27 protein-coding genes are annotated in these 25,355 nt (G+C 68.5%); 12 read left to right on the top strand and 15 right to left on the bottom strand.

The window, feature by feature from the left end; genetic code table 11:
* Window positions 1-8: 8 nt before the first annotated feature.
* The 4 genes from ACNJ7K_RS22135 to ACNJ7K_RS22120 all read right to left on the bottom strand — a co-directional run bounded on the left by ACNJ7K_RS22135 (window position 9) and on the right by ACNJ7K_RS22120 (window position 5,511).
* Window positions 9-1,604, bottom strand: a complete 1,596-nt coding sequence (locus ACNJ7K_RS22135; protein ID WP_159418507.1) for an MDR family MFS transporter — start codon at window positions 1,602-1,604, stop codon at window positions 9-11.
* Entirely contained in the window at window positions 1,601-2,059 is a 459-nt protein-coding gene (locus tag ACNJ7K_RS22130; protein ID WP_159418508.1) for a MarR family winged helix-turn-helix transcriptional regulator, read from the bottom strand. The genes ACNJ7K_RS22135 and ACNJ7K_RS22130 overlap by 4 nt, the downstream gene beginning before the upstream one ends.
* Before the next feature lie 174 nt (window positions 2,060-2,233).
* The gene (locus ACNJ7K_RS22125) at window positions 2,234-3,517 is read right to left on the bottom strand and encodes a class I SAM-dependent RNA methyltransferase (protein ID WP_159418509.1); all 1,284 of its coding nucleotides are present in this window, start codon (window positions 3,515-3,517) and stop codon (window positions 2,234-2,236) included.
* Window positions 3,514-5,511, bottom strand: coding sequence for an APC family permease (locus tag ACNJ7K_RS22120; protein ID WP_159418510.1), 1,998 nt, complete (start codon window positions 5,509-5,511; stop codon window positions 3,514-3,516). The genes ACNJ7K_RS22125 and ACNJ7K_RS22120 overlap by 4 nt, the downstream gene beginning before the upstream one ends.
* 141 nt (window positions 5,512-5,652) lie before the next feature.
* On the opposite strand from ACNJ7K_RS22120, the gene ACNJ7K_RS22115 reads away from it, so the two are divergent.
* Entirely contained in the window at window positions 5,653-6,318 is a 666-nt protein-coding gene (locus ACNJ7K_RS22115) for a potassium channel family protein (RefSeq protein ID WP_060650900.1), read from the top strand.
* Between the two features lie 25 nt (window positions 6,319-6,343).
* Window positions 6,344-6,997 (top strand): potassium channel family protein, encoded by a 654-nt coding sequence (locus ACNJ7K_RS22110; protein ID WP_019289215.1) that lies wholly within the window; start codon window positions 6,344-6,346, stop codon window positions 6,995-6,997.
* A 40-nt stretch (window positions 6,998-7,037) separates the two neighbouring features.
* Here ACNJ7K_RS22110 and ACNJ7K_RS22105 read toward each other — a convergent pair whose 3' ends face one another.
* Both ACNJ7K_RS22105 and ACNJ7K_RS22100 read right to left on the bottom strand, forming a co-directional pair.
* Window positions 7,038-7,778 (bottom strand): DUF3159 domain-containing protein, encoded by a 741-nt coding sequence (locus ACNJ7K_RS22105; RefSeq protein WP_159418511.1) that lies wholly within the window; start codon window positions 7,776-7,778, stop codon window positions 7,038-7,040.
* Window positions 7,779-7,852: 74 nt separating this feature from the next.
* Window positions 7,853-8,227, bottom strand: coding sequence for an OB-fold nucleic acid binding domain-containing protein (locus tag ACNJ7K_RS22100; protein ID WP_016694463.1), 375 nt, complete (start codon window positions 8,225-8,227; stop codon window positions 7,853-7,855).
* Between the two features lie 184 nt (window positions 8,228-8,411).
* On the opposite strand from ACNJ7K_RS22100, the gene ACNJ7K_RS22095 reads away from it, so the two are divergent.
* A complete protein-coding gene (locus tag ACNJ7K_RS22095) occupies window positions 8,412-9,143 on the top strand; it encodes an alpha/beta fold hydrolase (RefSeq protein ID WP_192378839.1) in 732 nt (243 codons plus the stop codon).
* A 12-nt stretch (window positions 9,144-9,155) separates the two neighbouring features.
* Here ACNJ7K_RS22095 and ACNJ7K_RS22090 read toward each other — a convergent pair whose 3' ends face one another.
* Complete coding sequence (locus tag ACNJ7K_RS22090; protein WP_159418513.1) at window positions 9,156-10,028, bottom strand: DUF3710 domain-containing protein; 873 nt, start codon at window positions 10,026-10,028, stop codon at window positions 9,156-9,158.
* A 1-nt stretch (window position 10,029) separates the two neighbouring features.
* On the bottom strand, window positions 10,030-10,500 hold the full coding sequence (gene dut / locus ACNJ7K_RS22085; RefSeq protein ID WP_277371523.1) for a dUTP diphosphatase: 471 nt from the start codon (window positions 10,498-10,500) through the stop codon (window positions 10,030-10,032).
* 126 nt (window positions 10,501-10,626) lie between these two features.
* Between dut and ACNJ7K_RS22080 the strand changes: the two genes are divergently transcribed.
* A complete protein-coding gene (locus ACNJ7K_RS22080) occupies window positions 10,627-11,079 on the top strand; it encodes a DUF3093 domain-containing protein (protein ID WP_159419248.1) in 453 nt (150 codons plus the stop codon).
* Between the two features lie 184 nt (window positions 11,080-11,263).
* On the opposite strand, the gene ACNJ7K_RS22075 is transcribed toward ACNJ7K_RS22080, so the two are convergent.
* Window positions 11,264-11,566, bottom strand: a complete 303-nt coding sequence (locus ACNJ7K_RS22075) for a DUF4193 domain-containing protein (protein ID WP_006551346.1) — start codon at window positions 11,564-11,566, stop codon at window positions 11,264-11,266.
* A gap of 361 nt (window positions 11,567-11,927) precedes the next feature.
* Here ACNJ7K_RS22075 and cei point away from each other — a divergent pair, with 361 nt between their 5' ends.
* Window positions 11,928-12,611, top strand: a complete 684-nt coding sequence (gene cei / locus ACNJ7K_RS22070; protein ID WP_159418515.1) for an envelope integrity protein Cei — start codon at window positions 11,928-11,930, stop codon at window positions 12,609-12,611.
* A gap of 85 nt (window positions 12,612-12,696) precedes the next feature.
* Here the strand turns inward: cei and ACNJ7K_RS22065 are convergent, their stop codons facing one another.
* Window positions 12,697-13,590: an inositol monophosphatase family protein gene (locus ACNJ7K_RS22065; RefSeq protein WP_159419249.1), complete on the bottom strand. Its 894-nt coding sequence runs from the start codon at window positions 13,588-13,590 to the stop codon at window positions 12,697-12,699.
* Window positions 13,591-13,691: 101 nt separating this feature from the next.
* Between ACNJ7K_RS22065 and ppgK the strand changes: the two genes are divergently transcribed.
* Together ppgK and ACNJ7K_RS22055 are read left to right on the top strand one after the other, a co-directional pair.
* The gene (gene ppgK / locus ACNJ7K_RS22060; RefSeq protein WP_060650906.1) at window positions 13,692-14,477 is read left to right on the top strand and encodes a polyphosphate--glucose phosphotransferase; all 786 of its coding nucleotides are present in this window, start codon (window positions 13,692-13,694) and stop codon (window positions 14,475-14,477) included.
* Window positions 14,478-14,611: 134 nt separating this feature from the next.
* On the top strand, window positions 14,612-15,985 hold the full coding sequence (locus ACNJ7K_RS22055) for an RNA polymerase sigma factor (RefSeq protein WP_487042188.1): 1,374 nt from the start codon (window positions 14,612-14,614) through the stop codon (window positions 15,983-15,985).
* Window positions 15,986-16,083: 98 nt separating this feature from the next.
* Here ACNJ7K_RS22055 and ACNJ7K_RS22050 read toward each other — a convergent pair whose 3' ends face one another.
* Genes ACNJ7K_RS22050 through ACNJ7K_RS22040 form a run of 3 tightly spaced genes read right to left on the bottom strand, consistent with a single transcriptional unit; the run spans window position 16,084 to window position 18,181 of the window.
* The gene (locus ACNJ7K_RS22050) at window positions 16,084-17,298 is read right to left on the bottom strand and encodes a cation:proton antiporter (RefSeq protein WP_268655603.1); all 1,215 of its coding nucleotides are present in this window, start codon (window positions 17,296-17,298) and stop codon (window positions 16,084-16,086) included.
* Window positions 17,299-17,307: 9 nt separating this feature from the next.
* A complete protein-coding gene (locus ACNJ7K_RS22045) occupies window positions 17,308-17,790 on the bottom strand; it encodes a cation:proton antiporter regulatory subunit (protein ID WP_159418517.1) in 483 nt (160 codons plus the stop codon).
* A 10-nt stretch (window positions 17,791-17,800) separates the two neighbouring features.
* Window positions 17,801-18,181, bottom strand: coding sequence for a DUF952 domain-containing protein (locus tag ACNJ7K_RS22040; RefSeq protein WP_159418518.1), 381 nt, complete (start codon window positions 18,179-18,181; stop codon window positions 17,801-17,803).
* 258 nt (window positions 18,182-18,439) lie between these two features.
* On the opposite strand from ACNJ7K_RS22040, the gene ACNJ7K_RS22035 reads away from it, so the two are divergent.
* On the top strand, window positions 18,440-18,634 hold the full coding sequence (locus tag ACNJ7K_RS22035; protein ID WP_006551338.1) for a DUF7455 domain-containing protein: 195 nt from the start codon (window positions 18,440-18,442) through the stop codon (window positions 18,632-18,634).
* Window positions 18,635-18,709: 75 nt separating this feature from the next.
* Here the strand turns inward: ACNJ7K_RS22035 and ACNJ7K_RS22030 are convergent, their stop codons facing one another.
* Window positions 18,710-20,437 carry a DEAD/DEAH box helicase gene (locus ACNJ7K_RS22030; RefSeq protein WP_225623776.1) on the bottom strand — a complete coding sequence of 576 codons (1,728 nt, stop codon included), beginning with the start codon at window positions 20,435-20,437 and terminating at the stop codon, window positions 18,710-18,712.
* Between the two features lie 211 nt (window positions 20,438-20,648).
* On the opposite strand from ACNJ7K_RS22030, the gene ACNJ7K_RS22025 reads away from it, so the two are divergent.
* Complete coding sequence (locus ACNJ7K_RS22025) at window positions 20,649-21,983, top strand: YihY/virulence factor BrkB family protein (RefSeq protein WP_230787300.1); 1,335 nt, start codon at window positions 20,649-20,651, stop codon at window positions 21,981-21,983.
* Here ACNJ7K_RS22025 and ACNJ7K_RS22020 read toward each other — a convergent pair.
* Window positions 21,956-22,192 carry a DUF3039 domain-containing protein gene (locus ACNJ7K_RS22020; RefSeq protein WP_006551335.1) on the bottom strand — a complete coding sequence of 79 codons (237 nt, stop codon included), beginning with the start codon at window positions 22,190-22,192 and terminating at the stop codon, window positions 21,956-21,958. The two genes, ACNJ7K_RS22025 and ACNJ7K_RS22020, sit on opposite strands and share 28 nt — an antisense overlap.
* Window positions 22,193-22,265: 73 nt before the next feature.
* Here ACNJ7K_RS22020 and ACNJ7K_RS22015 point away from each other — a divergent pair, with 73 nt between their 5' ends.
* The 3 genes from ACNJ7K_RS22015 to ACNJ7K_RS22005 all read left to right on the top strand — a co-directional run bounded on the left by ACNJ7K_RS22015 (window position 22,266) and on the right by ACNJ7K_RS22005 (window position 25,272).
* The gene (locus ACNJ7K_RS22015) at window positions 22,266-22,625 is read left to right on the top strand and encodes a DUF3099 domain-containing protein (RefSeq protein WP_230787303.1); all 360 of its coding nucleotides are present in this window, start codon (window positions 22,266-22,268) and stop codon (window positions 22,623-22,625) included.
* A 37-nt stretch (window positions 22,626-22,662) separates the two neighbouring features.
* A complete protein-coding gene (locus tag ACNJ7K_RS22010) occupies window positions 22,663-24,141 on the top strand; it encodes a DUF7782 domain-containing protein (protein WP_230787306.1) in 1,479 nt (492 codons plus the stop codon).
* A gap of 168 nt (window positions 24,142-24,309) precedes the next feature.
* Window positions 24,310-25,272, top strand: a complete 963-nt coding sequence (locus ACNJ7K_RS22005; protein WP_016692730.1) for a sigma-70 family RNA polymerase sigma factor — start codon at window positions 24,310-24,312, stop codon at window positions 25,270-25,272.
* Window positions 25,273-25,355 lie beyond the last annotated feature (83 nt).

Raw genomic sequence — 25,355 nt, 5'->3', positions numbered from 1 at the left:
GGTCACCCTCACGAGGAGATGTCGGCGCGATCGGCCGGCGACTTCTCCTCGACGAGGTCGATGGTGGTGCGCAACGCCTGGTTCGGGATCAGCACCACTGCCACCAGGGTAACGACCGCGAACGCCGCCGCCACGAGGAAGAGGGTCGCCGTCGCGTCGCCGTAGGCGGCACGGATGACTTCGGCCACCGGCTCGGGCAACTGGGAGAAGTCGAGAGTTCCACCCGATCCGCCACCGGAGGTGTCCACACCGAGCTTCGCGAGGCCGTCGGCGGAGATCGTCGCGACACGGGACGCGAGGATCGAACCGAGCACCGACACACCGATCGCGCCACCGAAGGTGCGGAAGAAGGCGACGGAACTGCTCGCGGCGCCGATGTTGCGCACGCTCACGGTGTTCTGCACGGCGAGGACGAGGTTCTGCATCAGCATGCCGGTGCCCAGACCCACGATCGCGATGTACACGCTGATGAGCGTGAGCGAGGTGAGGTGGTCGACCGTGCCGAGAAGTCCGAAACCGACCATCTGCAGAATCGCGCCGCCGACCAGGAAGCCCTTCCACTTGCCGAAGCGCGTGATGAGCTGACCGGAAAGCATCGACGAGACGAGTGTGCCGGCGACCATCGGGATAGTGAGCAGACCGGCGACCGTCGGGCTGTAGGCCCGCGAGGTCTGGAAGTACTGGCCGAGGAAGGTGGTGGCGCCGAACAGGCCGATACCGACTGCCACGGACGCGATGATCGCGAGACCGGTGGTGCGTTCGGTGACGATCTTCAGCGGGATGATCGGATCGGCGACCTTCGACTCGACGATCAGCGTCGCGACGAGCAGGACGATGCCGGCACCGACGTAGAGGGCAGACTCGGCCGAGAACCACTCGTAGTAGTCGGCCTTACCGGCGAAGGACACCCAGACGAGCAGGACACTCACGGCGGCGGTGATGAGCGTGGCGCCGAACCAGTCGATGCTCACGTTCTCCTTGCGGACGGTCGTGACGTGCAGCGTGCGCTGCAGCAGGATCAGCGCGACGACGGCGATCGGCACGCAGACGTAGAAGCACCAGCGCCAGCCGAGGAGGTCGACGATGACACCACCGAGCACGGGTCCACCCGACATGGCGACGGCCATGACGGCGCCCATGTAGCCGGAGTACCGGCCGCGCTGGCGGGGCGGGATGATGCTGCCGATGATCGCGACGACGAGAGCGGTCAGACCACCCATGCCGATGCCCTGGATCACGCGGGCGGCGAGCAGGACCGGCACGTTGTGCGCGATGCCGGCCAGGACCGAGCCGATCACGAAGACCAGGATCCCGAGCTGGACGAGCAGCTTCTTGTTGAACAGGTCGGCGAACTTGCCCCAGATGGGCGTCGACGCGGCGTTCGCGAGCAGCGCCGTGGTGATGACCCAGGCGTACTGGGTCTGGGTACCGTTCAGATCCGCGATGATCGTCGGCAGAGCGGTCGAGACGATGGTGCTGCTCAGCAACGCCGTGAAGAGAGCGGCGAGGAGGCCCGACAGCACGACGAGGATCTCGCGGTGCGTCATCTGCTCCTCGGCTGCCGGAGCATCCGGCTGCGCTCCCTGTCCGGAGACTGTGGTCATGAATTGGTCCTTCGAGTATCGATGACGAGCGGAGCCAGGGACGAGGTGAGACGTTCGAGCGTCGTGATGGCGCCTGCGATCTCGTCCTCGTGCCAGTCCGAGAGTTCTGCGGAGAGCCGTTCGGTCCGGCGCTTCTTCACGAGGTCGAGGATCTCGATACCCGCGACCGAACAACTCACCCGGTGAGCACGACGATCGTCGGGATCGGGATGTCGATCCACGAGGCCTCGCTCGACGAGTTCGGCGATCTGTCTGCTCAACGACGACTGGCTGACGCACATTTCGACGGCGAGCTCGCTGGGCCGGCACTCCCCCATCCGTGCGAGCACGAACAGCACCGCGACGAGCGCGGAAGGAAGCACATCGGTGTCGTGGTGCACGAGTGCACCACGCAGCGTGCGACCGAACATGAAGATGGCGTCGGCGAGTTCGTGGGCCTGAGCCTTTTCCGGCACAGCGAACCTCCGTCGGAATGAACTAATTGATTACGTCATGCAACTATACAGATTAGTTGCGTACTACAAGCAATCTCTTTTTCATGTCACACCGACTACCCGGATACGGTCCCCGTCACACCTCGCCACACCACACACAGCACGGACCCCGGGCGGGTGCGACGGGAACCCGGTTCAACGGGTGAACAGACCGATGCACTCCACGTGATGAGTGGAGGGGAACGCCGCGAAGGCCCGGACGTCCGCCAACTCGAATCCGTTGTCCCGGTACAGACCCACGTCCCGACCGAAGGACGCGGGATCGCAGCCCACGTGGACGATCCGGCGCGGTCCCGCCGCGGCCACGGCGGCCACCACGTCCTTGCCCGCCCCCGCGCGCGGCGGGTCGAGGACGACCACCTCTGGGGCCGGCAGATCGGGGATCATCCGCTCCACGCGCCCGTGACGGAAGGACACCTGCCCGAGGTCGCCGAGCGCCTCGACCCCGTCGTCCACGGCGGTCTTCGACGACTCGACCGACACCACCCGACCGGACGGACCGACCTGCTCGGCGAGCACGGCCGCGAAGACGCCCACTCCGCCGTACAGATCCCACGCCGTCGCCCCCTCCGAGGCCTGCGCCCAGTCGGCCACCGCAGCCGAATAGGTCGACGCGGCGCCGCGATGAGCCTGCCAGAAACCGGTCGGCGCCAACCGCCACTCGCGCTCGCCGACCCGCTCGACCACCCGTCCCGAGCCTTCGATCACCTTCTCCGGACGGGGCGCGTTCACCGCCGCCCGCCGCGACGCCGCGCCGCGCCGGCCCTGCCGTCGCGCACCACCCGAGAGGACCGGAGGTGCGATCTCCACCACGTGCCGCCGGCCGTCCGCGTCGAGCACGACCTGCAGCTCCGCTCCCGGCTGCCACACACGATCGGTGAGGCCGACGTAGGCGTGCGGATCGATCTGCGGGCACGCCAGTTCGGGGACGACCTCGTTGCTGCGGTACCGGCGGTACCCCGGGTTCCCCACCACGTCCACCGCGAGCCGGACCCGGGTGCGCCACAGGGTGCCGTTGGACGCACCGCCGGGCACCTCCTCGACGGTCACCTCGCGGTCCACCCCACCGAGCCGGCGCAGCTGCTCGGCCACCACCGCGCCCGTGAAACGGCGTTGCGCCTCGACGGTCATGTGCGCGAGGTCGCAGCAACCCGCCCCTCCCGGACCGGAGATCGGGCAGACTCGATCGACGCGGTCCTCGGACGCCTCGAGCACGTCCTCCACGTCGGCGAAGCAGAACGACCCGCCCCGATCCTCGGTGACCCGAGCGAAGACCCGCTCCCCCGGCAGTCCGTGCCGCACGAACACGACGCGCCCCTCGAACCGCGCGACACACGCACCACCGTGGGCGGGATTGCCGAGGATCACCTCGATCCTCCGGCCGGACCAATCCGTGCGCGGGTGTGCCTGACGATTCACCGCGGTTCCTCCTCGTTGTCCAACTGTCGATCCTGCCCGTTCGGGGCGGCCCGCCCCACCGCACCGGCGTCCGCGGACGAGCGCAGCTGCCAGGGCACACTCGTCACCATCACCCCCGGCTGGAAGAGGAGCCGGCTCTTGAGCCGCAGGGCGCTCTGGTTGTGAAGCAGTTGCTCCCACCAGTGCCCCACCACGTACTCGGGGATGAAGACGGTCACGACGTCGCGGGGAGAATCGCGCCGCACCCGGCGGACGTAGTCGAGGACGGGCCGCGTGATCTCCCGGTAGGGCGACTCGACGACCTTCAACGGCACGGTGAGATCGCTCTTCTCCCATTCGAGTACGAGACGCCGGGTGCTCTCGTCGTCGACGTTCACGGTGATCGCCTCGAGGGTGTCGGGGTGAGTCGCCCGCGCGTAGGCGAGAGCGCGCATCGTGGGCAGGTGCAGGGTCGAGACGAGCACGATCGAATGGGTGCGGCTGGGCAGCACACCGTCCCAATCCGCCCTCTCGAGTTCCGCGGCGACCGTGTCGTAGTGGTGCCGGATCGCCTTCATGAGCCCGAACGCGACGACCATGGTCACCACCGCGATCCACGCCCCGGCGGCGAACTTGCCCGTCAGCACGACCAGCAGCACCACCGACGTGGAGACGCATCCGACACCGTTGATCAACCGCGACCGCGCCATGCGGCCCCGCGCCGACGGATCCGTCTCGGTGCTCAGTTCCCGCGTCCAGTGGCGCACCATGCCGGCCTGCCCCAGGCTGAACGCGACGAACACACCCACGATGTACAGCTGGATGAGCCGGGTGACCTCGGCCTCGAAGACCCACACGAAGACGACGGCGATCCCGGCGAGGAACAGGATGCCGTTGCTGAAGGCGAGCCGGTCGCCGCGGGTGTGGAACTGGCGCGGCAGGTAACGGTTCTGCGCGAGAACCGAACCGAGCACCGGGAATCCGTTGAAGGCCGTATTGGCGGCGAGCACGAGGATCACGGCGGTGACGATCGTGATCAGGACGAACGCGGCCGGCACCCCCTCGAAGACGGTGTGCGCCAGCTGGGAGAGCAACGTCTTCTGCTCGTAACCCTCGGGTGCACCGCGCAGCTGGGTGTCGGGATGCTCGGCCACCACCACACCGAGCCGCTCGGCGAGGAAGACCACCCCGAGGAACAGCGTGACGGCGATTCCACCGAGCACCAGCAGGGTCGTCGCGGCGTTGCGTGCCTTCGGCTTCTCGAAGGCCGGCACACCCGTGCTGATCGCCTCGACACCCGTCAGCGCCGCGCAGCCGGACGAGAAGGCCCGCGCGAGCAGGAGGACGAAGGCGAGCGCGGTCAGGTCCGTCTGCTCGGCGACGAGTTCGAAGTCCGCCGACTCCGCCCGCAGGTCGTCGCCCAGGACGAAGATCCGGAACAACCCGGCCCCGAGCATCACCAGCATGCAGCCCACGAAGGTGTAGGTGAGGACGGCGAACGCCCGGCCGGCGCGCCGGAGTCCTCGCAGGTTCACCGCGGTCAGCAGCACGATCGCGACGACGACGAAGAGCACCTTGTGCCGGGCGACGAACGGGACGGCCGATCCGACCGTCGCCGCCGCGGACGACAGCGACACCGCGACCGTCAGGACGTAGTCGACGAGCAGCGCACTGCCGACGGTCAGCCCTGCCGTGGGGCCGAGATTCTTCGTGGCGACCTCGTAGTCGCCACCGCCGGACGGGTAGGCACGCACGGTCTGGCGGTAACCGGCGACCACGATCACGAGCACGAAGGCGACAGCGAGCCCGATCCACGGCGAGAAGGCGTAGGCAGACAACCCCGCGACGGAGAGGACGAGGAAGATCTCCTCGGGTGCGTAGGCGACCGACGACAGCGCGTCGGAGGCGAAGACCGGCAGTGCGGTGCGCTTGGGCAGCAACTCGTGCCCGAGAGTGTCGCTGCGGAAGGGGCGACCCAGCACGAGCCGCTTCGCCGCGGTGGAAAGCTTGGACACGCGCAAAGCCTATGCGGTTCCGGCCCCGAAGTACCCCTCGGCCGGGTCACGACCTCTCGAAGATCGTCACGCGGTACCGTTCGGATCGGCGGTCCGCAGCGGTCCGTCTCGGAAAGACCGACCGGAACGGAGTCCACTCGGGTGTACGTGGTGGTGATGGGGTGCGGTCGGGTCGGTTCGGCGGTGGCCACCGCACTCGTCCGGCTCGGTCACGAAGTCGCGGTCATCGACCGCGACGCGAGCGCGTTCGGACGACTCGGCCCGGACTTCCCCGGGCACACCGTGCTCGGCATGGGCTTCGACCGCGACGTCCTGATCTCCGCCGGCATCGAACGTGCCGACGCCTTCGCAGCGGTCTCGTCCGGCGACAACTCGAACATCATCTCGACGCGCGTGGCCCGCGAGACCTTCGGCGTCGAACGCGTCGTCGCGAGGATTTACGACGCCAAGCGGGCCGCAGCGTACGAGCGACTCGGCATCCCCACCGTGGCGACCGTGCCGTGGACCACCGACCGTTTCCTGCATGCGCTCACGCACGACAGCGAGACCGCCCGCTGGCGCGATCCCACCGGATCCGTCGCCATCGCCGAGGTGAACGTGCACGAGGGGTGGGTCGGACGACGCGTCACCGACCTCGAGGAGGCCACGGGTTCGCGCGTCGCGTTCCTGATCCGGTTCGGCACCGGGTTGCTGCCCGACCGCAGGACGGTGCTGCAGGCCGACGACTCCGTCTACATCGCGGCCGTGTCGGGTTCGGTCTCGGAGGCGATCACACACGCCGAGAACCCGCCGGTCGACGAGAACTGACCCGTCCACCCGAGAGGAAGCCCACATGAAGGTGGCGATCGCCGGCGCCGGAGCGGTGGGGCGCTCGATAGCGCGGGAACTGCTGCGCAACGCCCACGAGGTGATGCTCATCGAACGCAAGCTCGACCACGTCGAACCCGAGTCCGTGCCGGACGCGACGTGGGTCCACGCCGACGCCTGCGAACTCAGCTCGCTCGAATCCACCGGACTCGAGCAGTACGACGTCGTGATCGCGGCGACGGGCGACGACAAGGCCAACCTGGTCCTCAGCCTGCTCGCGACCACCGAGTTCGGTGTTCCACGGGTCGTGGCCCGCGTCAACGATCCGCGCAACGAGTGGCTGTTCGACGAATCGTGGGGTGTGGACGTCGCGGTGTCCACACCGCGCATGCTCGCGGCGCTGGTCGAGGAGGCCGTCACCGTGGGCGATCTGGTGCGGCTGATGACGCTGCGCAAGGGCGCGAACCTGGTGGAGGTCACCCTGCGCGACACCACCGCCCTCGCCGGGAAACCGGTCCGGAAACTGGAACTGCCGCGCGATACGGCACTCGTGGCGATCCTGCGCGGCGGGCGGGCGATCGTCCCGCAGCCGGACGATCCGCTCGAAGGCGGGGACGAACTGCTGTTCGTCACGGCGGAGGACGTCGAGGACGATCTCCGGCAGGCGGTGAACCGCTAGTCGCGGAGTCTGTGTTGACTGGTCGCAGAGCCGGTGCCGACTAGTCGCGGAGCCGGTGCTGACCGGGGAGTTGAGGCTGCCCGTCGTGCGCCCCTTGCTCGTCGCGGGGCTTGTTCGACAGCCCGTCGTCCGCCGCCGGATCGTCGGCCGGCGCGTCGTCGGCCGTCTCCGCGGGCGCGGGTTCGACGATGCGGTCGGCACGCCGGACCGCCCAGAGGGTCACGAGCAGGGCCAGTGCGGTCAGCGGCCAGCCCATGCCGATCCGGGCCACCGCGAGCCAGCCGGTGCGGTCCTCGTCGTAGAGGTGGTTCTGCACGAGATAACGACCGAGGAAGACCAGGGTCCACGCGAGGGTCGCGACGTCGTAGGCGCGCACCGCGGTGGGATGCGAACGCCACCGCGATCCCTGGCCGTTGAGCATCCCCCAGATCACGCCCACGAGCGGTCTGCGGACGAGCACGGATAACAGGAATGCGCCCCCGTAGACCAGGCTGGCGTAGATCCCGAAGAGGAAGTATCCCTTCGCGTCGCCGGTGCGATGAGCGATGAAGGCACACAGGGCGACTCCGAAGAAGCCCGAGATCGCGGGCTGGATCGGGGTGCGCTGGATCAGGCGCCACACGAGCACCGCGAGGGCGACGCCCAGCGCGGACCAGATGGCGACGGTGAGGCCCCACAGGCTGTTGACGGGGACGAACACCAGCACCGGCAGCGTCGAATAGATCAACCCGCTGATCCCACCGAGTTGTTCGAGCATCGTCTGCTGGTTGGTGTCGCTCACTCCTACGAGCCTGCCACATCCAGGACAGGGCTACGACCCCGCGTGACCGGGGTTGCACCCCCGGCGCACACAGTTCAGGCGGGCTCGCGCAGCTCGTAGTAGGGGTTGTAGATCACCTTGCGTCCGTCGCGTTCGCCGACACGACCGCGGACCGTCAACGTACGCCCGGGCTCGATTCCCGGGATGCGCCGACGACCGATCCACACGAGCTGGATCGAGTCGGTCCCGTCGAAGAACTCTGCCTCGACGACGGCGGCAGCGGCACGCGAACACGACTCGACACTGCGAAGACGTCCGTACATGGTCACTTCCTGACCGCGGGCGCATTCGACGACGGGTAGGGCGCCCGTGGAGTGCGAGGATTCGGCCATCTCCTCGGCATCGAGTTCTTCGATGTCCTCGGTGAGCCGCCGTGTGAGCCGACGCAGGTAGCCGGCCGGGGAAGCCATAACACGCTCCTGTACGGAAGGGGCACGGATCTTCGTGCCACCGGACTCTTCTTCGCCCGCCACTGTAGACCCATTCTCGCCGGATACAAGTTGCACGGTGCACACACGCGTGCAGCCGTCGTTCGTCCTGCTGTGCGGGCAGGTGAGCGTGGTCTCCGGAGGTCGATGGTGCAGGATCGTCCGCATGTCCCACAGCGAATCCCCGGTCCCCCCGACCGCCGGCACCGCGGTCGTGCTTCCCGGTACGGGTTCGGATGCATGTTTCGCCGAGAAGGCGTTCGGCGCCGAACTCCGACGGCGGGGTATCACCCCGATCGCCGTCGATCCGGATCCGCGCGGTGTGGTGGCGAGCTATCTCGCCGCGCTCGACGAGGCGGCCGGGAACGGGCAGATCCTCGTCGGTGGGGTGTCGATCGGTGCGGCCGTCGCGTTGAGATGGGCATTCGACAATCCGGGCCGGGTCGTCGGCGTCCTCGCTGCCCTACCTGCGTGGACCGGCGATCCGCGGGAGGCGCCGGCCGCCGCGAGCGCGCGGTGGACGGCCTCCGAACTGCGCGCTCACGGCCTCGATACGGTCACCGCTGCGATGGCGGCGTCGAGTCCGCCCTGGCTCGCCCGGGAGTTGACGCGCTCCTGGAGCGCCCAGTGGCCCGATCTCCCGTCCGCGCTGGACGAGGCCGCGCACTACCGGGCACTCGACGTCGACGAACTACGGTCCGTGGCCGTGCCGGTCGGTATTTCCGCCGCGGTGGACGACGCGGTCCATCCGCTCGCAGTGGGGCGGCAATGGGCGCGGGAGATCCCTCACGCGGAACTCGCGACGGTGACACTCGAACAGGTCGGGGACGACCCCTCCGTGCTCGGGAGGTTGTGCCTCGCCGCGCTCGACAGGATCGTCCCCGTCCCGAACCGATGATCGGTATCGGCCTCAGAAGCCGAGTTGCTGCATCGCCGAACCGGATTCGCCGCGGCGCGGCGGCGTCTGCCGGGTGGGCGGGACCTGCTGCGTCTGCTGGGTGGGCTGTGCCGCCGGGGCCGTCCGCGGAGCGGGTTGCGCCGGGGCCGCGCCCTGTTGTTGCTGCGCCGTGCCCTGCTGTTGCTGCTGCGCGGCCGCCTGCTGTTGCTGCTGCTGCGCCGCGACGAGCTGGCGGGTGAGCGCCTCGGGAAGCACGATCGGCAGCGGTGTACGGACCGGATGGGGCTCGGATCCGCGGCGGACGACGGTGCCGGAGATCACCGACCGTGCGATCCGAACGAGTTCGGAGTCGGCTCCGGCGTTCCCCGAGGGCGCCGCGACGACGCAGCGGATCATCCAGCGGAAGCCGTCGACACCGATGAACCGGAGATCCGCGTTCGCGGTCCTGCCGTGCAGTTCGCGACCCCACGGCCCCGATTCGATGCTGACCTCGGCCTTGTCGTTGCGCAGCGTCTCCGCGAGCTCGGCGGCGACCTCACGCCACTGTCCCGGCGACTTCGGTGCGGCGTACGCGGAGACCGTGATGCGCCCGAACTGGGTCACGAGGTGGACGTTCTGCGGCGTCCCGTTCGGAGCCATCTCGACCTGGATCTGACCACCGGCCGGGAGCGGTACGAGCACGGATCCGAGGTCGAGACGGGAGGCGGTCACCGTCTCCTCGTCGACCTCGTCGATGTCGTACGGGCCGGAATCGGCCGCACTTCCGGTGGCGTACTCGTCGTACTCCTCGTCGGCGGGCTCGTCGTACGCGCCGAGGTCGCCGGCGGATGCGGCGTCGGTCGCCTCGACGTTCGACCCGCGGTCCTTGCGGCGTCGTCCGAACATGTCAGGAACCCTCCTTCACGAGGCCGGCGTGCCCGCCGCTCGATCCGTATCCGCCGCTGCCCCGCGCCGTGTCGTCGAGCTCGTCCACTTCGACGAAATCGACGAGTTCGACACGCTGGACGAGCAGCTGCGCGATGCGGTCGCCTCGGCGGAGTTCGACGGCGCGCTCGGTGTCGTGGTTGATCAGACACACCTTGATCTCTCCACGGTAGCCCGCGTCGACCGTCCCGGGAGTGTTCACGACGGACAGGCCGAACTTGGCGGCGAGGCCCGAACGCGGGTGGATCAGGCCGACGGTGCCCACGGGCAGCGCGACGGCGATGCCGGTGCCGACGAGCGCCCGCTCCCCCGGGCCGAGGGTCACGTCGACCGACGTGCACAGGTCCACACCGGCGTCACCGGGGTGGGCACGAGTGGGCACGGGAAGGTCCGGATCGAGCCGGCGCAGCGGTATCGGGGGAAGATCGGTCACGTCGTCCGAGACTACTCGCGTGCCGGGTCGCTCCACCGAGGCGACTATCCTTACGGTGTGTCCCGTTCCTCGCGCACCTCACCGACTACCCCTCCGACGGCCGACGCTCCGACCTTCTCGGAGCGGATGTGGGTGCCGTGGTGGTGGTGGCCGATCGGGCTCGGTGTGGCCGCCCTGCTCGCGGCCGAGCTGCACATGGGCGCCCCGGGGATGTACGCGTGGCTTCCCTACGTCCTTCTGCTCCCGGTCCCGATCTGGGTCCTGACCTGGCTCTCACGCAGCCGGGTCGAGGTGGTCGGCGGCGAACTCGTCGTCGGTCGCGCGCATCTGCCCGTCGACGTGATCTCGCGGGGTGTGGTGGTTCCGGCGTCGGCCAAGAGTGCCGCGATGGGTCGCCAGCTCGATCCGGCGGCGTTCGTCCAGCACCGTCCCTGGGTGCGGACCATGGCGCTCGTCGTGCTCGACGACCCGGAGGATCCGACGCCCTACTGGCTGGTGAGCACGCGGCGGCCTGCCGAACTGCTCGCGGCGCTGGGCTGCGACGAGTCGGGCCGCAAGGACGATCCGACCCACAAGTAGGGCTGTTCGAACGGGCATCGGTCCCCGTATACGACAGGGCCCGTATACGACAGGGCCCCGGATGCCAGGAACAGCAGAGGCTGCCGCGGCGCCGGGGCACGCAGGAGGGAGACGCGGGTGACCACGGCGCACCGTCGTCACCCGGCCTCGTTCCGCACCTATGTCCTCACTCTGCCCTATGTCCTCACGCTGCGCAGTCCCGGCAGATCATGACACCGTTCTCCTCGCTCGCGAGTCTGCTCCGGTGATGCACCAGGAAACAGCTCGAGCAGGTGAACTCGTCGGCCTGCTTCGGGACGACACGCACCGACAGCTCTTCGCCGGACAGATCCGCCCCGGGCAGCTCGAAGGACTCGGCGGTGTCCGATTCGTCGACGTCCACCACAGCGGACTGGGCCTCGTTGCGCCGGGCCTTCAGTTCCTCGAGTGAATCCTCCGACACATCGTCGCTGTCGGTCCGCCGGGGTGCGTCGTAGTCAGTCGCCATTTCCTCTTACCTTCTAGTACTCGTACCGGTAGCCGGCCGGGACACGGACGGTGCTCCCGGCCAGGGCAACGCACGGCCGTCCGTTGGAGTTCCCGACGGGTGTGCCATTGCTGTGGCATACCCGAATTCACTCTGTTTTCGCGCCGCACCGCCCCTTCTTGGACGGTTCGGCCGCCGAACAATAGCCGACCTCACGCACGAATATGCAATCGATGCGTGGAAACGCCGGGAATTGTCTGGCAATCGTCATCAACAACACAACGACTCGTGACATTTCCTCGGGTCGGCGGTTCCACCGACCACGTCCGCGACCTCTACAGTGAGTGCGACGAACACGGCATGACACGAGAGGCAGGGCCGCGTGGTTTCCCTGATCACCGAAGGAAGCGCAACCGATGACCGCGGCCGCCCGTTCCGTCGGCGCCGGGTGGTCCCGGCCGCCGTGGCGGGTGCCGTCCTCGCCGCAGGCACCATCGTCGTGTGGTCCTCCGTGTTCACCTCGTCCGAGCCCGTCACGACCACCGTGGCGTGCAACGCTCCCCCGACCGAGGCCACCGACCCCGAAGGCCCGCAACCGGCTCCGCTCGGCGAGGTCGTGGACCGGTCGACGCTGCTCGAGATCGAACCCGCTCCCCTGACGGCCACCCGGGTGCGCGTCTACAACGCCAACGGCGAACGCGGCCAGGCCACGCACGTGGCCGCTCAGCTGAGCGATTACGGTTTCTCGAGCCCGCCCGACGTGCAGGCCGGCAACGATCCGGTCTACGTCGACCAGAACATGCAGTGCCAGGGGCAGATCCGCTTCGGCGAGGCCGGGCGCGCTGCTGCGTCCTCGGTGTGGTTGCTCGCCCCGTGCGCCGAGTTGGTGCAGGACACACGCGAGGACGACACCGTCGACCTCGCGCTGGGAACCTACTTCCGGGACATCTCCCCCGGGGCGGATGCCGAAGAGGTCCTGCGGGCACTACGCGAGGTCCCGGTGGGCGAGGAGACGGCTCCGCTCGACCTCGATCTGCTCACGGCCGCACGCAATGCCCGGTGCTGAATCTCTTTTCACAGACCGTGCATCCTGTTTTTCGTCACTGTTGCGGTAAAAGGTGACGAACGCAATTCATGATGTGACGAAACGGTCAATTCGGAATTGCGTCGAGCGCTCCGATTTCGCCGAGCAGAGTTTCGAAATCGGCCGCGATCCCCGGCGCGGCCGCGACCGTGAGTTCCCCGTCGTCCCCGGTGCCGCTCGGGACACGCACCACCGCACCGGCTTCCGCAGCGACGAGCGCCCCCGCCGCCCAGTCCCAGGGACCGAGTCCGTGTTCGTAGTGGGCGTCGACCCTGCCGGCCGCGACCATGCACAGGTCCAGGGCGGCCGCTCCGACACGCCGGATGTCGCGCACCCTCGGTAGCAGCGCCGCCACCAGCTCACCCTGACGTGCGCGTCGTGCCGGCGAGTACGAGAAGCCGGTCGCCACGAGCGCCAGTCGCGGATCCGTCACGGGATTGCATCGCAACGGCACCCGCGTGCCGTCGACGTCCAGATGGGCACCGAGACCCTCTGCCGCCGAGAACGTCTCCCCCGAGGCGATGTCGACGACGGCACCGGCCACCGAGCGTCCGTCGACCCGCGCGGCCACCGAGACCGCCGAGGCGGGGAGGCCGTAGACGAAGTTGACGGTGCCGTCGATGGGATCGACCACCCAGACGACTCCGCTCGCGGCAGTCGCCGTCCCGCCGTCGGCCCCGGTCTCCTCGCCGAGGAAGGCGTCGCCCGGCCGCAGTTCCGTGAGCCGGCGCCGGATGAGTTCCTCACTCTCGGTGTCGGCGGCGGTGACGGGATCGGTCACTGTCGATTTCGTCCCCACACGGACGGCCTCCCCCGAGCCCGGAGGACCGAACAGCTCGACCCGGCGTAAACGGACGTAGGACGCGGCCTCACGTGCGACGGTCACCGCCACATCCCTCAGCGCGGACAACTCGGATTCGGGGAGTGTTCTCTGTGCGTGCACGAACCGATCCGAACACAGTGCCGACGGTTTCGCCACCGACCCCGCACCCGGTGACACCGGGCATTATCGTTTCCACACGAGCGGAGCAGCCGGCCCCACCCAGCGAGAGGAAGTACGCAATGGCACAGGACGTCCCCACGGACCGAGCGACTCCCGTCAACCACGGATTCGGAGTCGACATCGGGGGAAGTGGCGTCAAGGGTGCCGTGGTGGATCTCGACACGGGCCGCCTGGTCGGCGACCGCATCAAGATCCTCACTCCGCAACCGTCCACTCCCGAGGCCGTGGCGAAGACGGTGGCGCAGATCGTCGAACAGGCCGGCTGGACGGGTCCCGTCGGCGTGACCCTGCCGAGCGTGGTCACCGGAGGCGTCGCCCGCACCGCCGCCAACATCGACAAGTCGTGGATCGGCACCGACGCCGGATCCCTCTTCTCGCGGGTGCTCGGCGGCCGGGACGTCTCGGTGCTCAACGACGCGGACGCCGCGGGAATCGCCGAGGACCGCTTCGGTGCCGCCAAGGACACCGACGGCGTGGTGATCCTCCTGACCTTCGGCACCGGGATCGGTTCGGCCGTGCTGCACAACGGTGTACTGCTGCCCAACACCGAGTTCGGGCACATGGAGGTCGACGGCAAGGAGGCCGAGCACCGCGCCGCCTCGTCGGTCAAGGAGCGCAACGACCTGTCGTACAAGCAGTGGGCCAAGGAGGTCTCCCGCGTCCTCACCCGCTTCGAGGATCTGCTCTGGCCCGACCTGTTCATCGCGGGCGGCGGCATCAGCCGCAAGCACGAGAAGTGGATCCCGCTCCTGACCAACCGCACCCCGGTGGTCCCCGCCGAACTGCGCAACGCGGCGGGAATCGTAGGGGCTGCTTACGCTGCGAAAACAGGTGTCACTCCCTGAGTCCGGCGCATCGGCCGCCCGAGGGATCGTTACAATGGTCCCCAGCAGGCCGGAACCGGCCCTCATCCCGACAGACCTCTCCGCCGGAATCACTCTGGCGCGACGCCGCACTACCTCGTCACGAAAGGGCGTACGTGGCAGCCACCGACATCCACACCGCTGATTCCGCCAACGAATCGGCACCCGTTGCGGACGCTTCGAGCGTCGCAGGCGCTGCGGACTCCGCGGAGGGTACCACTCCCGGTGCCAAGCCGCCGGCGAAGAAGACCGCTGCGAAGAAGGCCCCCGCGAAGAAGGCAGCCGCCAAGAAGGCTCCTGCGAAGAAGGCAGCCGCCAAGAAGACCACCGCGAAGAAGGCAGCAAAGAAGGCCACGAAGGCTGCAGGTTCGGGCGACGAGGACTTCGACGCCACCGAGGAAGCGGACCTCGCAGACCTCGAGGTCTCGGAGGGTGATCTCGCCGGCGCCGAGGATGTGGTGGTCGAGGACGACGAGCCCAGCGAGAAGGACAAGGCCTCGGGCGACTTCGTCTGGGACGAGGAGGAGTCCGAGGCGCTGCGTCAGGCACGCAAGGACGCCGAGCTCACCGCCTCGGCCGACTCCGTGCGCGCCTACCTCAAGCAGATCGGCAAGGTCGCCCTCCTCAACGCCGAGGAGGAGGTGGAGCTCGCCAAGCGCATCGAGGCCGGTCTGTACGCGACCCACATGCTGCAGCAGCTGGCGGAGAAGGGCGAGAAGCTCCCCGTCGCCCAGCGCCGCGATCTGAACTGGATCTGCCGCGACGGCAACCGGGCCAAGAACCACCTGCTCGAGGCGAACCTCCGTCTCGTCGTCTCGCTCGCCAAGCGCTACACCGGCCGCGGCATGGCGTTCCTGGACCTGATCCAGGAAGGCAACCTCGGTCTGATCCGCGCGGTCGAGAAGTTCGACTACACCAAGGGTTACAAGTTCTCCACCTACGCGACCTGGTGGATCCGTCAGGCCATCACCCGTGCCATGGCCGACCAGGCCCGCACCATCCGTATCCCGGTGCACATGGTCGAGGTCATCAACAAGCTCGGTCGTATCCAGCGCGAGCTGCTCCAGGATCTGGGCCGCGAGCCCACGCCCGAGGAGCTCGCCAAGGAAATGGACATCACGCCGGAGAAGGTGCTGGAGATCCAGCAGTACGCGCGTGAGCCCATCTCCCTCGACCAGACGATCGGCGACGAGGGCGACAGCCAGCTCGGCGACTTCATCGAGGACTCCGAGGCCGTCGTGGCCGTCGACGCCGTCTCCTTCACCCTGCTGCAGGATCAGCTGCAGTCGGTGCTCGAGACCCTGTCCGAGCGCGAAGCGGGCGTCGTGCGTCTGCGCTTCGGCCTCACCGACGGCCAGCCGCGCACCCTCGACGAGATCGGTCAGGTCTACGGCGTGACGCGCGAGCGCATCCGCCAGATCGAGTCGAAGACCATGTCGAAGCTGCGCCACCCGTCGCGGTCGCAGGTGCTGCGCGACTACCTCGACTGACATCCGTCCCGAAGAACGAGGGCCATCCGATCGGGTGGCCCTCGTTCTTCGTTCCGGACCCCGGGGTCCGCAGAAGAAGGCCGCGAGAGAAGGGGCCGCTAGAGAAGCTCCGGTTCGTCTCCGGGAAGGCGCTGTCGCTCGTCGCCTCCGGGGAGTCGTGTGGATGCGAACCGCATCACCGGTTCGACGATCCGCGCGGCCACGGGACCGAGCACCGCGGTGATCATCACGTATGCCGAGGCGATCGCCGCGAGGCGACTGTCGACGTGACCGGAGGCCACGGCCAGTCCGGCGATCACGATGGAGAACTCTCCCCGGGCGATGAGTGCCGCGCCGGCGCGCGCCCGGCCCATCACAGCGATACCGTGACGGGCCGCCGCGATCCATCCGGTGACGAGCTTCGTCAGCGCGGTCAGCACGGCCAGCAGGATCGCCCAGCCGAGCACCGGCGGTATCGCCGTCGGATCGGTGTTGAGTCCGAAGAAGACGAAGAAGATGGCGGCGAACAGGTCGCGGAGCGGTTCGAGGACCCGGACCGCGTTGTGTGCCGTCGAACCGGAGATGGCGATGCCCAGCAGGAAGGCACCCACGGCCGCGGACACCTGTAGGGCCGACGCCATTCCCGCCACCAACAATGCCGCGCCGAGCAGCTTGAGCAACAGCGTTTCCCGATCGGGGCTGTCGAGCACGACCGAGACGTAGCGCCCGTATCGCACCACCAGCACCAACACCACGGTGACGAGACCGAGTGAGATCGCGACGGCTTCGAGGCCGCCGAGCAGACTCACGCCCGCCAGGATCGCAGTGAGGATCGGGAGGTAGACGGCCATCGCGAGATCCTCGAAGACGAGGATCGACAGGACGACCGGGGTCTCGCGGTTGCCGAGGCGCCCCAGATCGGCGAGGACCTTCGCCACGATCCCGGACGACGAGATGTAGGTGACACCCGCGAGCACGAAGGCGCCGATGGGTCCGAGACCCAGGATCAGCGCGACGGCGGCTCCCGGCACCGCGTTCAGGGCGAGGTCGAGCAGACCTGCCATCCGGGAGCGTCGCAGGCCGCTGATCAACTCGTTCGCGGTGTACTCGAGACCGAGCAGCAACAGCAGCAGGACCACGCCGATCTCGCTGGCGATGTGACTGAACGCCCCGATGTCGCCGAGCTGGATGAAGCCACCGTTGCCGAAGCACAGGCCGCCGATCAGATAGAACGGGAGCGGCGACATGCCGATCCGCGCCGCGAGCCGTCCGAGGACGCCGAGTCCGAAGAACACCGCACCCAGTTCGATGAGTGCGAGTGTCGTCGTGTCCATTCTGCGGGATCAGCCGTTGCGCAGGATCCTGGCGACCGCGTCGAGACCGTCGGCCGTGCCGACCGCCACCAGGATGTCCCCACCCGTGAGAACGAAGTCGGGTGTCGGAGACGGCATGACCTGACCGGCACGCATCACGGCCACGACGGACACACCGGTGCGGGTGCGCAACGCGGTGTCGCCCAGTACCGCTCCGTCGAACCGGGAATCCTCGTTGACATGGAGCTGTCGGGTGAGGATTCCGGGCAGTTCGCGGTGGTCTTCACGCAACTGTGCGACGAGCTGTGGGGCACCGAGCAGATTGCTGAGCGTCGCCGCCTCCTCGACGGTGAGAGGCAGGGAAGCCGCACACGCGTCGGGGTCGCCCGCCTTCGAGATGATGAGGTCGCTGTGACCGTCCCGATGGGTGATCACCCCGATGCGGCGCCCGGAGGCCAGTTCGAAGTCCTTGCGTACACCGATCCCGGGAAGCGGCGTCACGTCGACGATCATGGTCGAAAGACTAGTCCTCCGGACCGACGGCGTCCGCTCGCTCCCGGTCCAGGGGCGGGAACCGACCGTCCGGTCCCGGCAGGTAGGGCGTCACCTCCACGACGGCGTCGACGGGCAGGGGCCCGTAGAGGTGAGGAAAGCGCATCGACTCCGGGTCCTCCGGTACGCCGGGTTCGAAACGGAGCGGGTCGACGAGGCGCGTCGGGTCGACGCGCAGCAGGAGGAGGTCCGTGCGGCCGACGTACAACCGGTCGGCGGGCAGGTGCACCTGGTGCGGGGTCGACAGGTGGACGAAACCCTGGGTCCCGAGGGAGTCCGGCACGACCGCCCCGAGGGGTCGGAAGCGGTCCCAATCGTCGCGGGAGATGATGTGCAGCAGGGTCTCGGTCATGGCGTCATTGTGCGTCGGACAGCCCGTCCGGGGCGTTCCCGGCCCCCTCGAGCTCTGCGCTGTGAGCGAACACACCGTGCGGAAAACGGCCATGTCGAAGCGTTTTCGCTGTTCGATGCGTGAAACACGCCACCATTGGGCATCCAGGGGAACAACACGTGAATACGAATCGTCTGTCAGAGTAGATCCACCGCGCCGGCCGGTGCGGCGGACCAGACCCCGGCACCCGATATGAGCGGTGGCCAGTTTGGAGGAGTCATGCCCGGTACGTTGACCAGCCCGAAGTTGACCGCTGCAGATCGCTGCGATCGGTGCAATGCCGCCGCTCGTGTCCGCGCCGTCCTTCCGACCGGCGGAGAACTGTTGTTCTGCGGGCACCACGCGAACGAGCACACCGACCGCCTCCGTGAACTCGGAGCGACGATCGTGAGCGAGTCCGACGCCACCGTGTGATCCGCCGTCCGGAACCACGGTTCCGCGACCCGACCGAACGGGCGACCACCTCGAGGTGGTCGCCCGTTCTCGTCCTCACCAGCTGCGCAGGATCGCGATCCGGTCGCGCAGTTGCTCGGCGGTCGCCATCGCCGTCGGCGGACCACCGCACTGGCGACGCAGTTCGCCGTGGATCACCCCGTGCGGCTTCCTGGTCCGGTGGTGGACGACCGCGACGAGCGAGTTGAGTTCGCGACGGAGCTGGGCGAGGGTGTCGGCGGTCTCGACCCGCTCGGTCACCTGGGGCGGCGGCGTGGGTGCCGGTGCGGCCTTGGGCTTGTTCAGCTGCTGTTCCTGACGCTGACGCAGCAGCGCCCGCATCTGTTCCGCGTCGAGCAGACCAGGGAGCCCCAGATAGTCGGCCTCCTCGTCGGAGCCGGCGAATGTCGCGGTGCCGAACGAGGATCCGTCGTAGATGACCTGATCGAGTTCCGCGTCCGCCCCGAGCGAGTGGTAGGCCTTCTCGTCCTCGCCGGGCTCGTCCTTGCGCCGGTTCGCGTCGGCGAGCAGCTCGTCGTCGAAGCCCTCCTTGACCCGGTGCGGCTTGCCGAGGATGTGGTCGCGCTGCGCCTCGAGCTGGCTGGCGAGTTCGAGCAGCACCGGCACGGACGGCAGGAAGACGCTGGCGGTCTCCCCCTTGCGCCGCGACCGCACGAAGCGGCCGATCGCCTGCGCGAAGAACAACGGGGTCGAGGCGCTGGTCGCGTACACACCCACCGCGAGTCGCGGGACGTCGACGCCTTCGGACACCATTCGGACGGCGACCATCCACCTCTGGTTGCCCTCGCTGAACTGCGAGATGCGGTCGGACGCGGTGGGATCGTCCGAGAGCACGACGGTCGGCATCTCGCCGGTGATCGTCTCGAGGATCTTCGCGTACGCACGCGCGGTGGTCTGGTCGGTGGCGATGACGAGCCCACCGGCGTCCGGCATGCCGCCGGCACGCAGCTGCTGCAGACGGGTGTTCGCCGCCCCCAGCACCGCAGGAATCCAGTCGCCCTGGGGGTCGAGGGCCGTCCGCCACGCCCGGGCCGTCTGCTCGGCGCTGAGGGGCTCTCCCAGTCGAGCGGTGAACTCCTCTCCCGCACTCGTGCGCCAGCGCGCCTCGCCCGAGTACGCGAGGAACACGACGGGGCGCACGACGCCGTCGGCGAGTGCGTCGGCGTAGCCGTAGGCGTGGTCGGCCTTGGACTGCAGCAGACCGTCCTCGTTCGGCTCGTAGCTCACGAACGGGATCGCACTGTCGTCACTGCGGAAGGGCGTACCGGTCAGCGCCAGACGGCGGGTCGCGTCCCCGAACGCCTCGAGAATGCCCTCACCCCAGCTCTTCGCGTCGCCACCGTGGTGGATCTCGTCGAGGATCACCAGGGTGCGACGCGCCTCCGTGCGCACACGGTGCTTGAACGGGTGCGAGGCGACCTGCGCGTAGGTGACCACGACGCCCTGGTAGTCGCTCGACGTCTGCCCGGTGGAGTTCGTGAAGTTCGAGTCGAGCGCGATGCCGATGCGGGCCGCGGCACCCGCCCACTGGTGCTTGAGGTGCTCGGTGGGGGCGACCACCGTGATCTGGTCGACAGTCCGGTCGCGCAGCAACTCCGACGCCACCCGGAGGGCGAAGGTCGTCTTACCGGCACCGGGGGTCGCGACGGCGAGGAAGTCGCGCGGCTTCGTCGCGAGGTACTTGGTGAGGGCGCGGCGCTGCCAGGCACGCAGCTGGGCCACAGGGGCGGAGGTCGTAGCTTGTCCGACGGTTTCGGTGCTCACCGGTTTCTCGTGCTCCTTGTCCGCTTCGCTCGGGTCGGTGCCACCGCACTCGTCCGGGCGCCGACCGTCATGCAGCCTATCGTCTCGGAGCCCGCGAACCCGCCGAAGCCGCGGCGTCGGCGGGTTCTCCGAGGACTGCGTGGCAGAATTCGAGAGGCCCTCACCTGCCTGTGCGCGCACGCGAGCGTGTCTTCAGGAATTCTGGAAGTAGATGAACGACACACCACGATCCCCCGCCCAGGCACCCTCCGGCCGCGTTCGCCGCGCGGTCGGAAAGGGCTGGGAAGTCGTGACGCACACCCTGTCGTCGGCCTGGGACCACTCGATCTTCAGCAAGGCGGCGACCGCGGCCTTCTGGCAGACCCTCTCGCTGCCGCCCCTGGTGCTCGGTCTGCTCGGCAGTCTCGGTTACGTCGGTGGCTGGTTCGGTCCCGACACGGTGGAGATCATCACGTCGAAGACCGTCACCTTCCTCCGCTCGGTCTTCAGCGACAGCGTGGTCGACCAGATCATCGAGCCCACCGTCGAGGACGTCCTCCGTCGGGGTCGCGCCGACGTGATGTCGTTGGGCTTCGTGTTGTCGCTGTGGGCGGGATCGTCGGCGATCTCGACGTTCGTGGATTCGATCGTCGAAGCGCACCACCAGCAGGACCATCGCCACCCCGTGTGGCAGCGGATCTTCGGGCTGCTCCTCTACGTGGTCTTCCTGATCCTGGCGGTGTTCACGATGCCGCTCGTCGCGCTCGGACCCACCCTGATCGGCCGGTTGCTGCCCGACGCCTGGTTCGATGTCGGCTCACGGATCATCGACACCTTCTACTTCCCCGCAGTGGGCCTGCTCCTGCTCATCGGTCTGACGACCCTGTACAAGGTGGCGCTGCCGAAGTCACTGCCGTGGCACCGACTGCTCGGTGGCGCAGTGCTGGCCGGGGTGTTCTTCCTCGCGTCGAGCGTGATCCTGCGGTGGTACCTGACGTGGGTCGCGGCCACGGGCTACACCTACGGCGCGCTCGCCGCCCCGATCGCGTTCCTGCTGTTCACGTTCTTCCTGGGTTTCGCCGTGGTCCTCGGAGCGGAGTTCAACGCCACGGTGCAACAGTTCTGGCCGGCGCGCGCCACGCGTCTGGAGCAGTGGCGGATCTGGCTCGCGGAGCAGTCGGCCCGTGATCCGTCGCCCGACAGCGGGCCGGTGACGAACCTCACCCGCCGGTTGACGAGCTCCACGACCATCCGACTGTCGGACCTGATCCGGCCCGGGGATCGCCAACCCGAGTCGTGGCCGATCGACGGGAAACCCGCCGAGTCGGATGCGGCGCCGGACGACCGGCCTGCACCCCACGACGACACTGCCCCCCACGACCCTGCCTCGCACGACGACAAGGCCGGGGGATCCGAAGTTCCCCCGGCCCAGACCGAACTCCCGCCGGTGGAGGCAGTATCACCGTCTTCGCCGGCAGCAAGACCGTCGCCGGAATCACCCGACGCCGCGGCGGACGACGGGGTGTTCCACCAGGTGTCTCAGTCGCCCTTGCGCAAACCGTCGTAGACTTTCTTGCATTCGGGGCACACCGGCGAGCCGGGCTTCGGCGACCGGGTCACCGGAAAGACCTCACCGCACAGCGCGACCACATGGGTACCCATGACCGCACTCTCGGCGATCTTGTTCTTCTTCACGTAGTGGAAGAACTTCGGGGTGTCGTCGTCGGTCGTTTCGTCGGTGGTGGTATCCGGCCGTTCCTTGATATCCGTGCTCACGTGTCCATGATGCCGCACGGAAGGGCCGGATGTGTATGTGCGTGCGACGGCCCGGCGTGGGAAGGTGGAAGACATGGCGAGAACTCACGGTTTCGGCGGATCCCCCGAGAACGGATCGCCCGACAACCCGGTTCTGATCACCGCGGCGGAGGCGTCGCTCGAGGATCAGCACCGAGCACGGGTTCGCAAGTACCTCACCATCATGTCGGTCCGCATCCCCGCCCTGCTGCTGGCGGCGATCGCGTACGGCGTATGGGCCAATCCCTGGATCTCGATGGCGATCATCGGGGTGTCGATCCCGCTGCCGTGGATCGCCGTCCTCATCGCCAACGACCGGCCGCCGCGCCGCAAGGACGAACCGAGCCGCTGGGACGGCCGCTTCGACGACGCCCCGGCGATCGAGTCGTCCCGACACCCTGTGATCGACGGCTGAGAAGGACCCCCGACGGGTCGCTTGCGAGAATGTCGTGGTGGACCGCGACCTTCTCCTGTCTCTCTGCCCGGCTCTGCGCACCGCACTGATCCGGTGCCGCTACGACCTCGACACCGTGCGGGAACTGCTCGGCTCCGAGGCGCATGCCGCCCTCGGACGCAGTGAACCCGTCCCCGCCCGGCGTATCGCGCGTGGTGCGGGCGATCTCGGCGTGCTCGTGCGGCTGTTCCTCCTCCAGGACACCTGCCCCGAGGACGAGGTCGCGCAGGCTCTCGCTCCGGTGACGACGGAGCAGGCCGTGCAGGCGGGGCTCGTCGAACGCGACGGCGACGGCGTGCGGGCCGCTCTCGACCTGCGACCCCTCGACGCCGGGACCGGTACCCGCTGGGTGCTGTCCGATCTCGACGGCTCGATCCGGCCCGTGCCGACCCGCCCCGATCACGTCCTCGGCGTCGGTCAGGCCTCCCTGTCGCTGCTGCAGGCCACCCCGACCGATCGGGTGGGTTCGGTGCTCGACCTCGGCACCGGTTGCGGGGTGCAGGCCATCCGCGCCGCGGACCACGCGGACGAGGTCACCGCGACCGACATCAATCCCCGTTGCCTGACCCTGGCCGCCGCGAGCGCCGCGCTGAACGAGATCGACATCGATCTTCTCGAAGGGTCGTGGTTCGAGCCGGTCGCCGGCCGGACCTTCGACCGCATCGTCGCGAACCCGCCGTTCGTGGTGAGCGCGGGACGCGTCGAGCACAGCTACCGCGACTCCGGTCTCGACCTCGACGGCGCCAGCCGGCTCATGATCTCGCAGGCCGCCGAGCACCTGAATCCCAGCGGCACCGCCGCGATGCTCGCGTCCTGGGTGCACGTCGAGGGTGAGGACTGGCGGGCGCGGGTCGCATCGTGGTTGCCGTCACACGGCGTCGACGCCTGGATCGTGCAGCGTGATGTGGCCGATCCCGCCCTGTACGTCGGGACGTGGCTGCGCGACGGCGACGCCGATCAGCGGGAGCCGGAGGTCGCGGCGCGCGCAGAGCAGTGGCTCGACCACTTCGAGGAGCACGGCGTCGAGGGTGTCGGGTTCGGGTTCGTCTACCTGCGCCGCACCGACCTGCCGTCCGACGTGATGGCGGAGGATCTGCGGCACGCGTTCACCGATGCGCTGGGTGACGAGGCGGTCGACTACTTCCGTCGCCTCGACTGGCTGCGTACGCACGAGGTGCTCTACGCCCGTTTCGCGGTGCGGCCCGACACTGCCCTCGAGCGGGTGCACCTGCCCGGCGAGGACGGGTGGGACCAGGTGGTCGTGCGGGTGCACCGCGGTGGCGGTCCGGCCTGGCAGCACGAGGTGGACGATCTCGCGGCCGCCCTGCTCGGCGGCATGCGCGCCGACGGTCTTCCGCTCGGGGATCTCGTGTCGCTGCTCGCGGCCGCGCACGGCGAGGACGAGGACGACCTCCTCACGCAATCGGTAGGCCTCGTGCACGGCTTGGTGCGGCACGGGTTGATCGAGCCCGTCTGACCCCGTTCGGGGCGTTCCTGAGGTTCCACGATTCGGTTCTCTCAGCAACTTCTCAGGAGCTCATCGGGTTAGTGCAGGTCAGCGCGGTGGTACTCGGAGACCGACGGGAACTCCACCGCTTCGCCGGTCGTTGAACCCTGTGAGACACCACCGATGAGGAGGCACGTCATGGCACGCCCCGAAACCACCGCTCGCTTCGATTCCGACCTGGACGGTCAGAGCCCCGCAGCCGATCTCGTTCGCGTCTACCTGAACGGTATCGGACGGACTGCTCTGCTCACCGCAGCCGACGAGGTGGAATTGGCCAAGCGGATCGAGGCCGGCCTGTATGCCAAGCACCTGCTCGAGACGAAGAAGCGTCTGTCGGCGGCGAAGAAGCGCGACCTCGCGATCATCGTCCGCGAAGGACAGGCCGCTCGCAGCCACCTGCTCGAGGCGAACCTGCGCCTCGTCGTCTCGCTGGCGAAGCGTTACACCGGACGCGGTATGCCCCTGCTGGACCTCATCCAGGAGGGCAACCTCGGCCTGATCCGTGCGATGGAGAAGTTCGACTACGCGAAGGGCTTCAAGTTCTCGACCTACGCGACGTGGTGGATCCGTCAGGCCATCACCCGCGGCATGGCCGACCAGAGCCGCACGATCCGGCTCCCCGTCCACCTCGTCGAACAGGTCAACAAGCTCGCCCGCATCAAGCGTGAGCTGCACCAGCAGCTCGGCCGCGAGGCGACCGACGAGGAACTCGCCAACGAGTCGGGTATCCCCGTCGAGAAGATCGCCGACCTGCTCGACCACAGCCGCGACCCGGTGAGCCTCGACATGCCCGTCGGCAACGACGAGGAGGCCCCGCTGGGCGACTTCATCGAGGACGCCGAGGCGACGTCCGCCGAGACCGCCGTCATCGCCGGCCTCCTGCACAGCGACGTCCGCAGCGTCCTCGCGACGCTCGACGAGCGCGAACAGCAGGTCATCCGTCTGCGCTACGGACTCGACGACGGCCAGCCCCGCACACTCGATCAGATCGGCAAGCTCTTCGGGCTGTCCCGTGAGCGTGTCCGCCAGATCGAACGCGAAGTGATGGCCAAGCTCCGCGAAGGAGACCGCGCCGAGCGCCTTCGCGCCTACGCCAGCTGACCGGGCGCGTCAGCGGTATCCGATCCCCGAGAACCGGGCTGGGTTCTCGGGGATCGTTGCCGTTCGGGGTCTTTTCCGGCGGG

This window comes from Rhodococcus shunpengi (genome assembly GCF_048381395.1).
Lineage (GTDB): Bacteria > Actinomycetota > Actinomycetes > Mycobacteriales > Mycobacteriaceae > Rhodococcus.
This window is presented reverse-complemented; position numbering and strand designations above follow the sequence as displayed.

Coding starts and splice junctions, on each gene's coding strand:
- ACNJ7K_RS22135 (WP_159418507.1), bottom strand. CDS start 1,604: ATGACCACAGTCTCCGGACAGGGAGCGCAGCCGGATGCTCCGGCAGCC.
- ACNJ7K_RS22110 (WP_019289215.1), top strand. CDS start 6,344: ATGAAGGTGGCGATCGCCGGCGCCGGAGCGGTGGGGCGCTCGATAGCG.
- ACNJ7K_RS22100 (WP_016694463.1), bottom strand. CDS start 8,227: ATGGCTTCCCCGGCCGGCTACCTGCGTCGGCTCACACGGCGGCTCACC.
- ACNJ7K_RS22095 (WP_192378839.1), top strand. CDS start 8,412: ATGTCCCACAGCGAATCCCCGGTCCCCCCGACCGCCGGCACCGCGGTC.
- ACNJ7K_RS22090 (WP_159418513.1), bottom strand. CDS start 10,028: ATGTTCGGACGACGCCGCAAGGACCGCGGGTCGAACGTCGAGGCGACC.
- ACNJ7K_RS22080 (WP_159419248.1), top strand. CDS start 10,627: ATGTGGGTGCCGTGGTGGTGGTGGCCGATCGGGCTCGGTGTGGCCGCC.
- ACNJ7K_RS22075 (WP_006551346.1), bottom strand. CDS start 11,566: ATGGCGACTGACTACGACGCACCCCGGCGGACCGACAGCGACGATGTG.
- ppgK (WP_060650906.1), top strand. CDS start 13,692: ATGGCACAGGACGTCCCCACGGACCGAGCGACTCCCGTCAACCACGGA.
- ACNJ7K_RS22050 (WP_268655603.1), bottom strand. CDS start 17,298: ATGGACACGACGACACTCGCACTCATCGAACTGGGTGCGGTGTTCTTC.
- ACNJ7K_RS22045 (WP_159418517.1), bottom strand. CDS start 17,790: ATGATCGTCGACGTGACGCCGCTTCCCGGGATCGGTGTACGCAAGGAC.
- ACNJ7K_RS22040 (WP_159418518.1), bottom strand. CDS start 18,181: ATGACCGAGACCCTGCTGCACATCATCTCCCGCGACGATTGGGACCGC.
- ACNJ7K_RS22035 (WP_006551338.1), top strand. CDS start 18,440: ATGCCCGGTACGTTGACCAGCCCGAAGTTGACCGCTGCAGATCGCTGC.
- ACNJ7K_RS22025 (WP_230787300.1), top strand. CDS start 20,649: ATGAACGACACACCACGATCCCCCGCCCAGGCACCCTCCGGCCGCGTT.
- ACNJ7K_RS22015 (WP_230787303.1), top strand. CDS start 22,266: ATGGCGAGAACTCACGGTTTCGGCGGATCCCCCGAGAACGGATCGCCC.
- ACNJ7K_RS22005 (WP_016692730.1), top strand. CDS start 24,310: ATGGCACGCCCCGAAACCACCGCTCGCTTCGATTCCGACCTGGACGGT.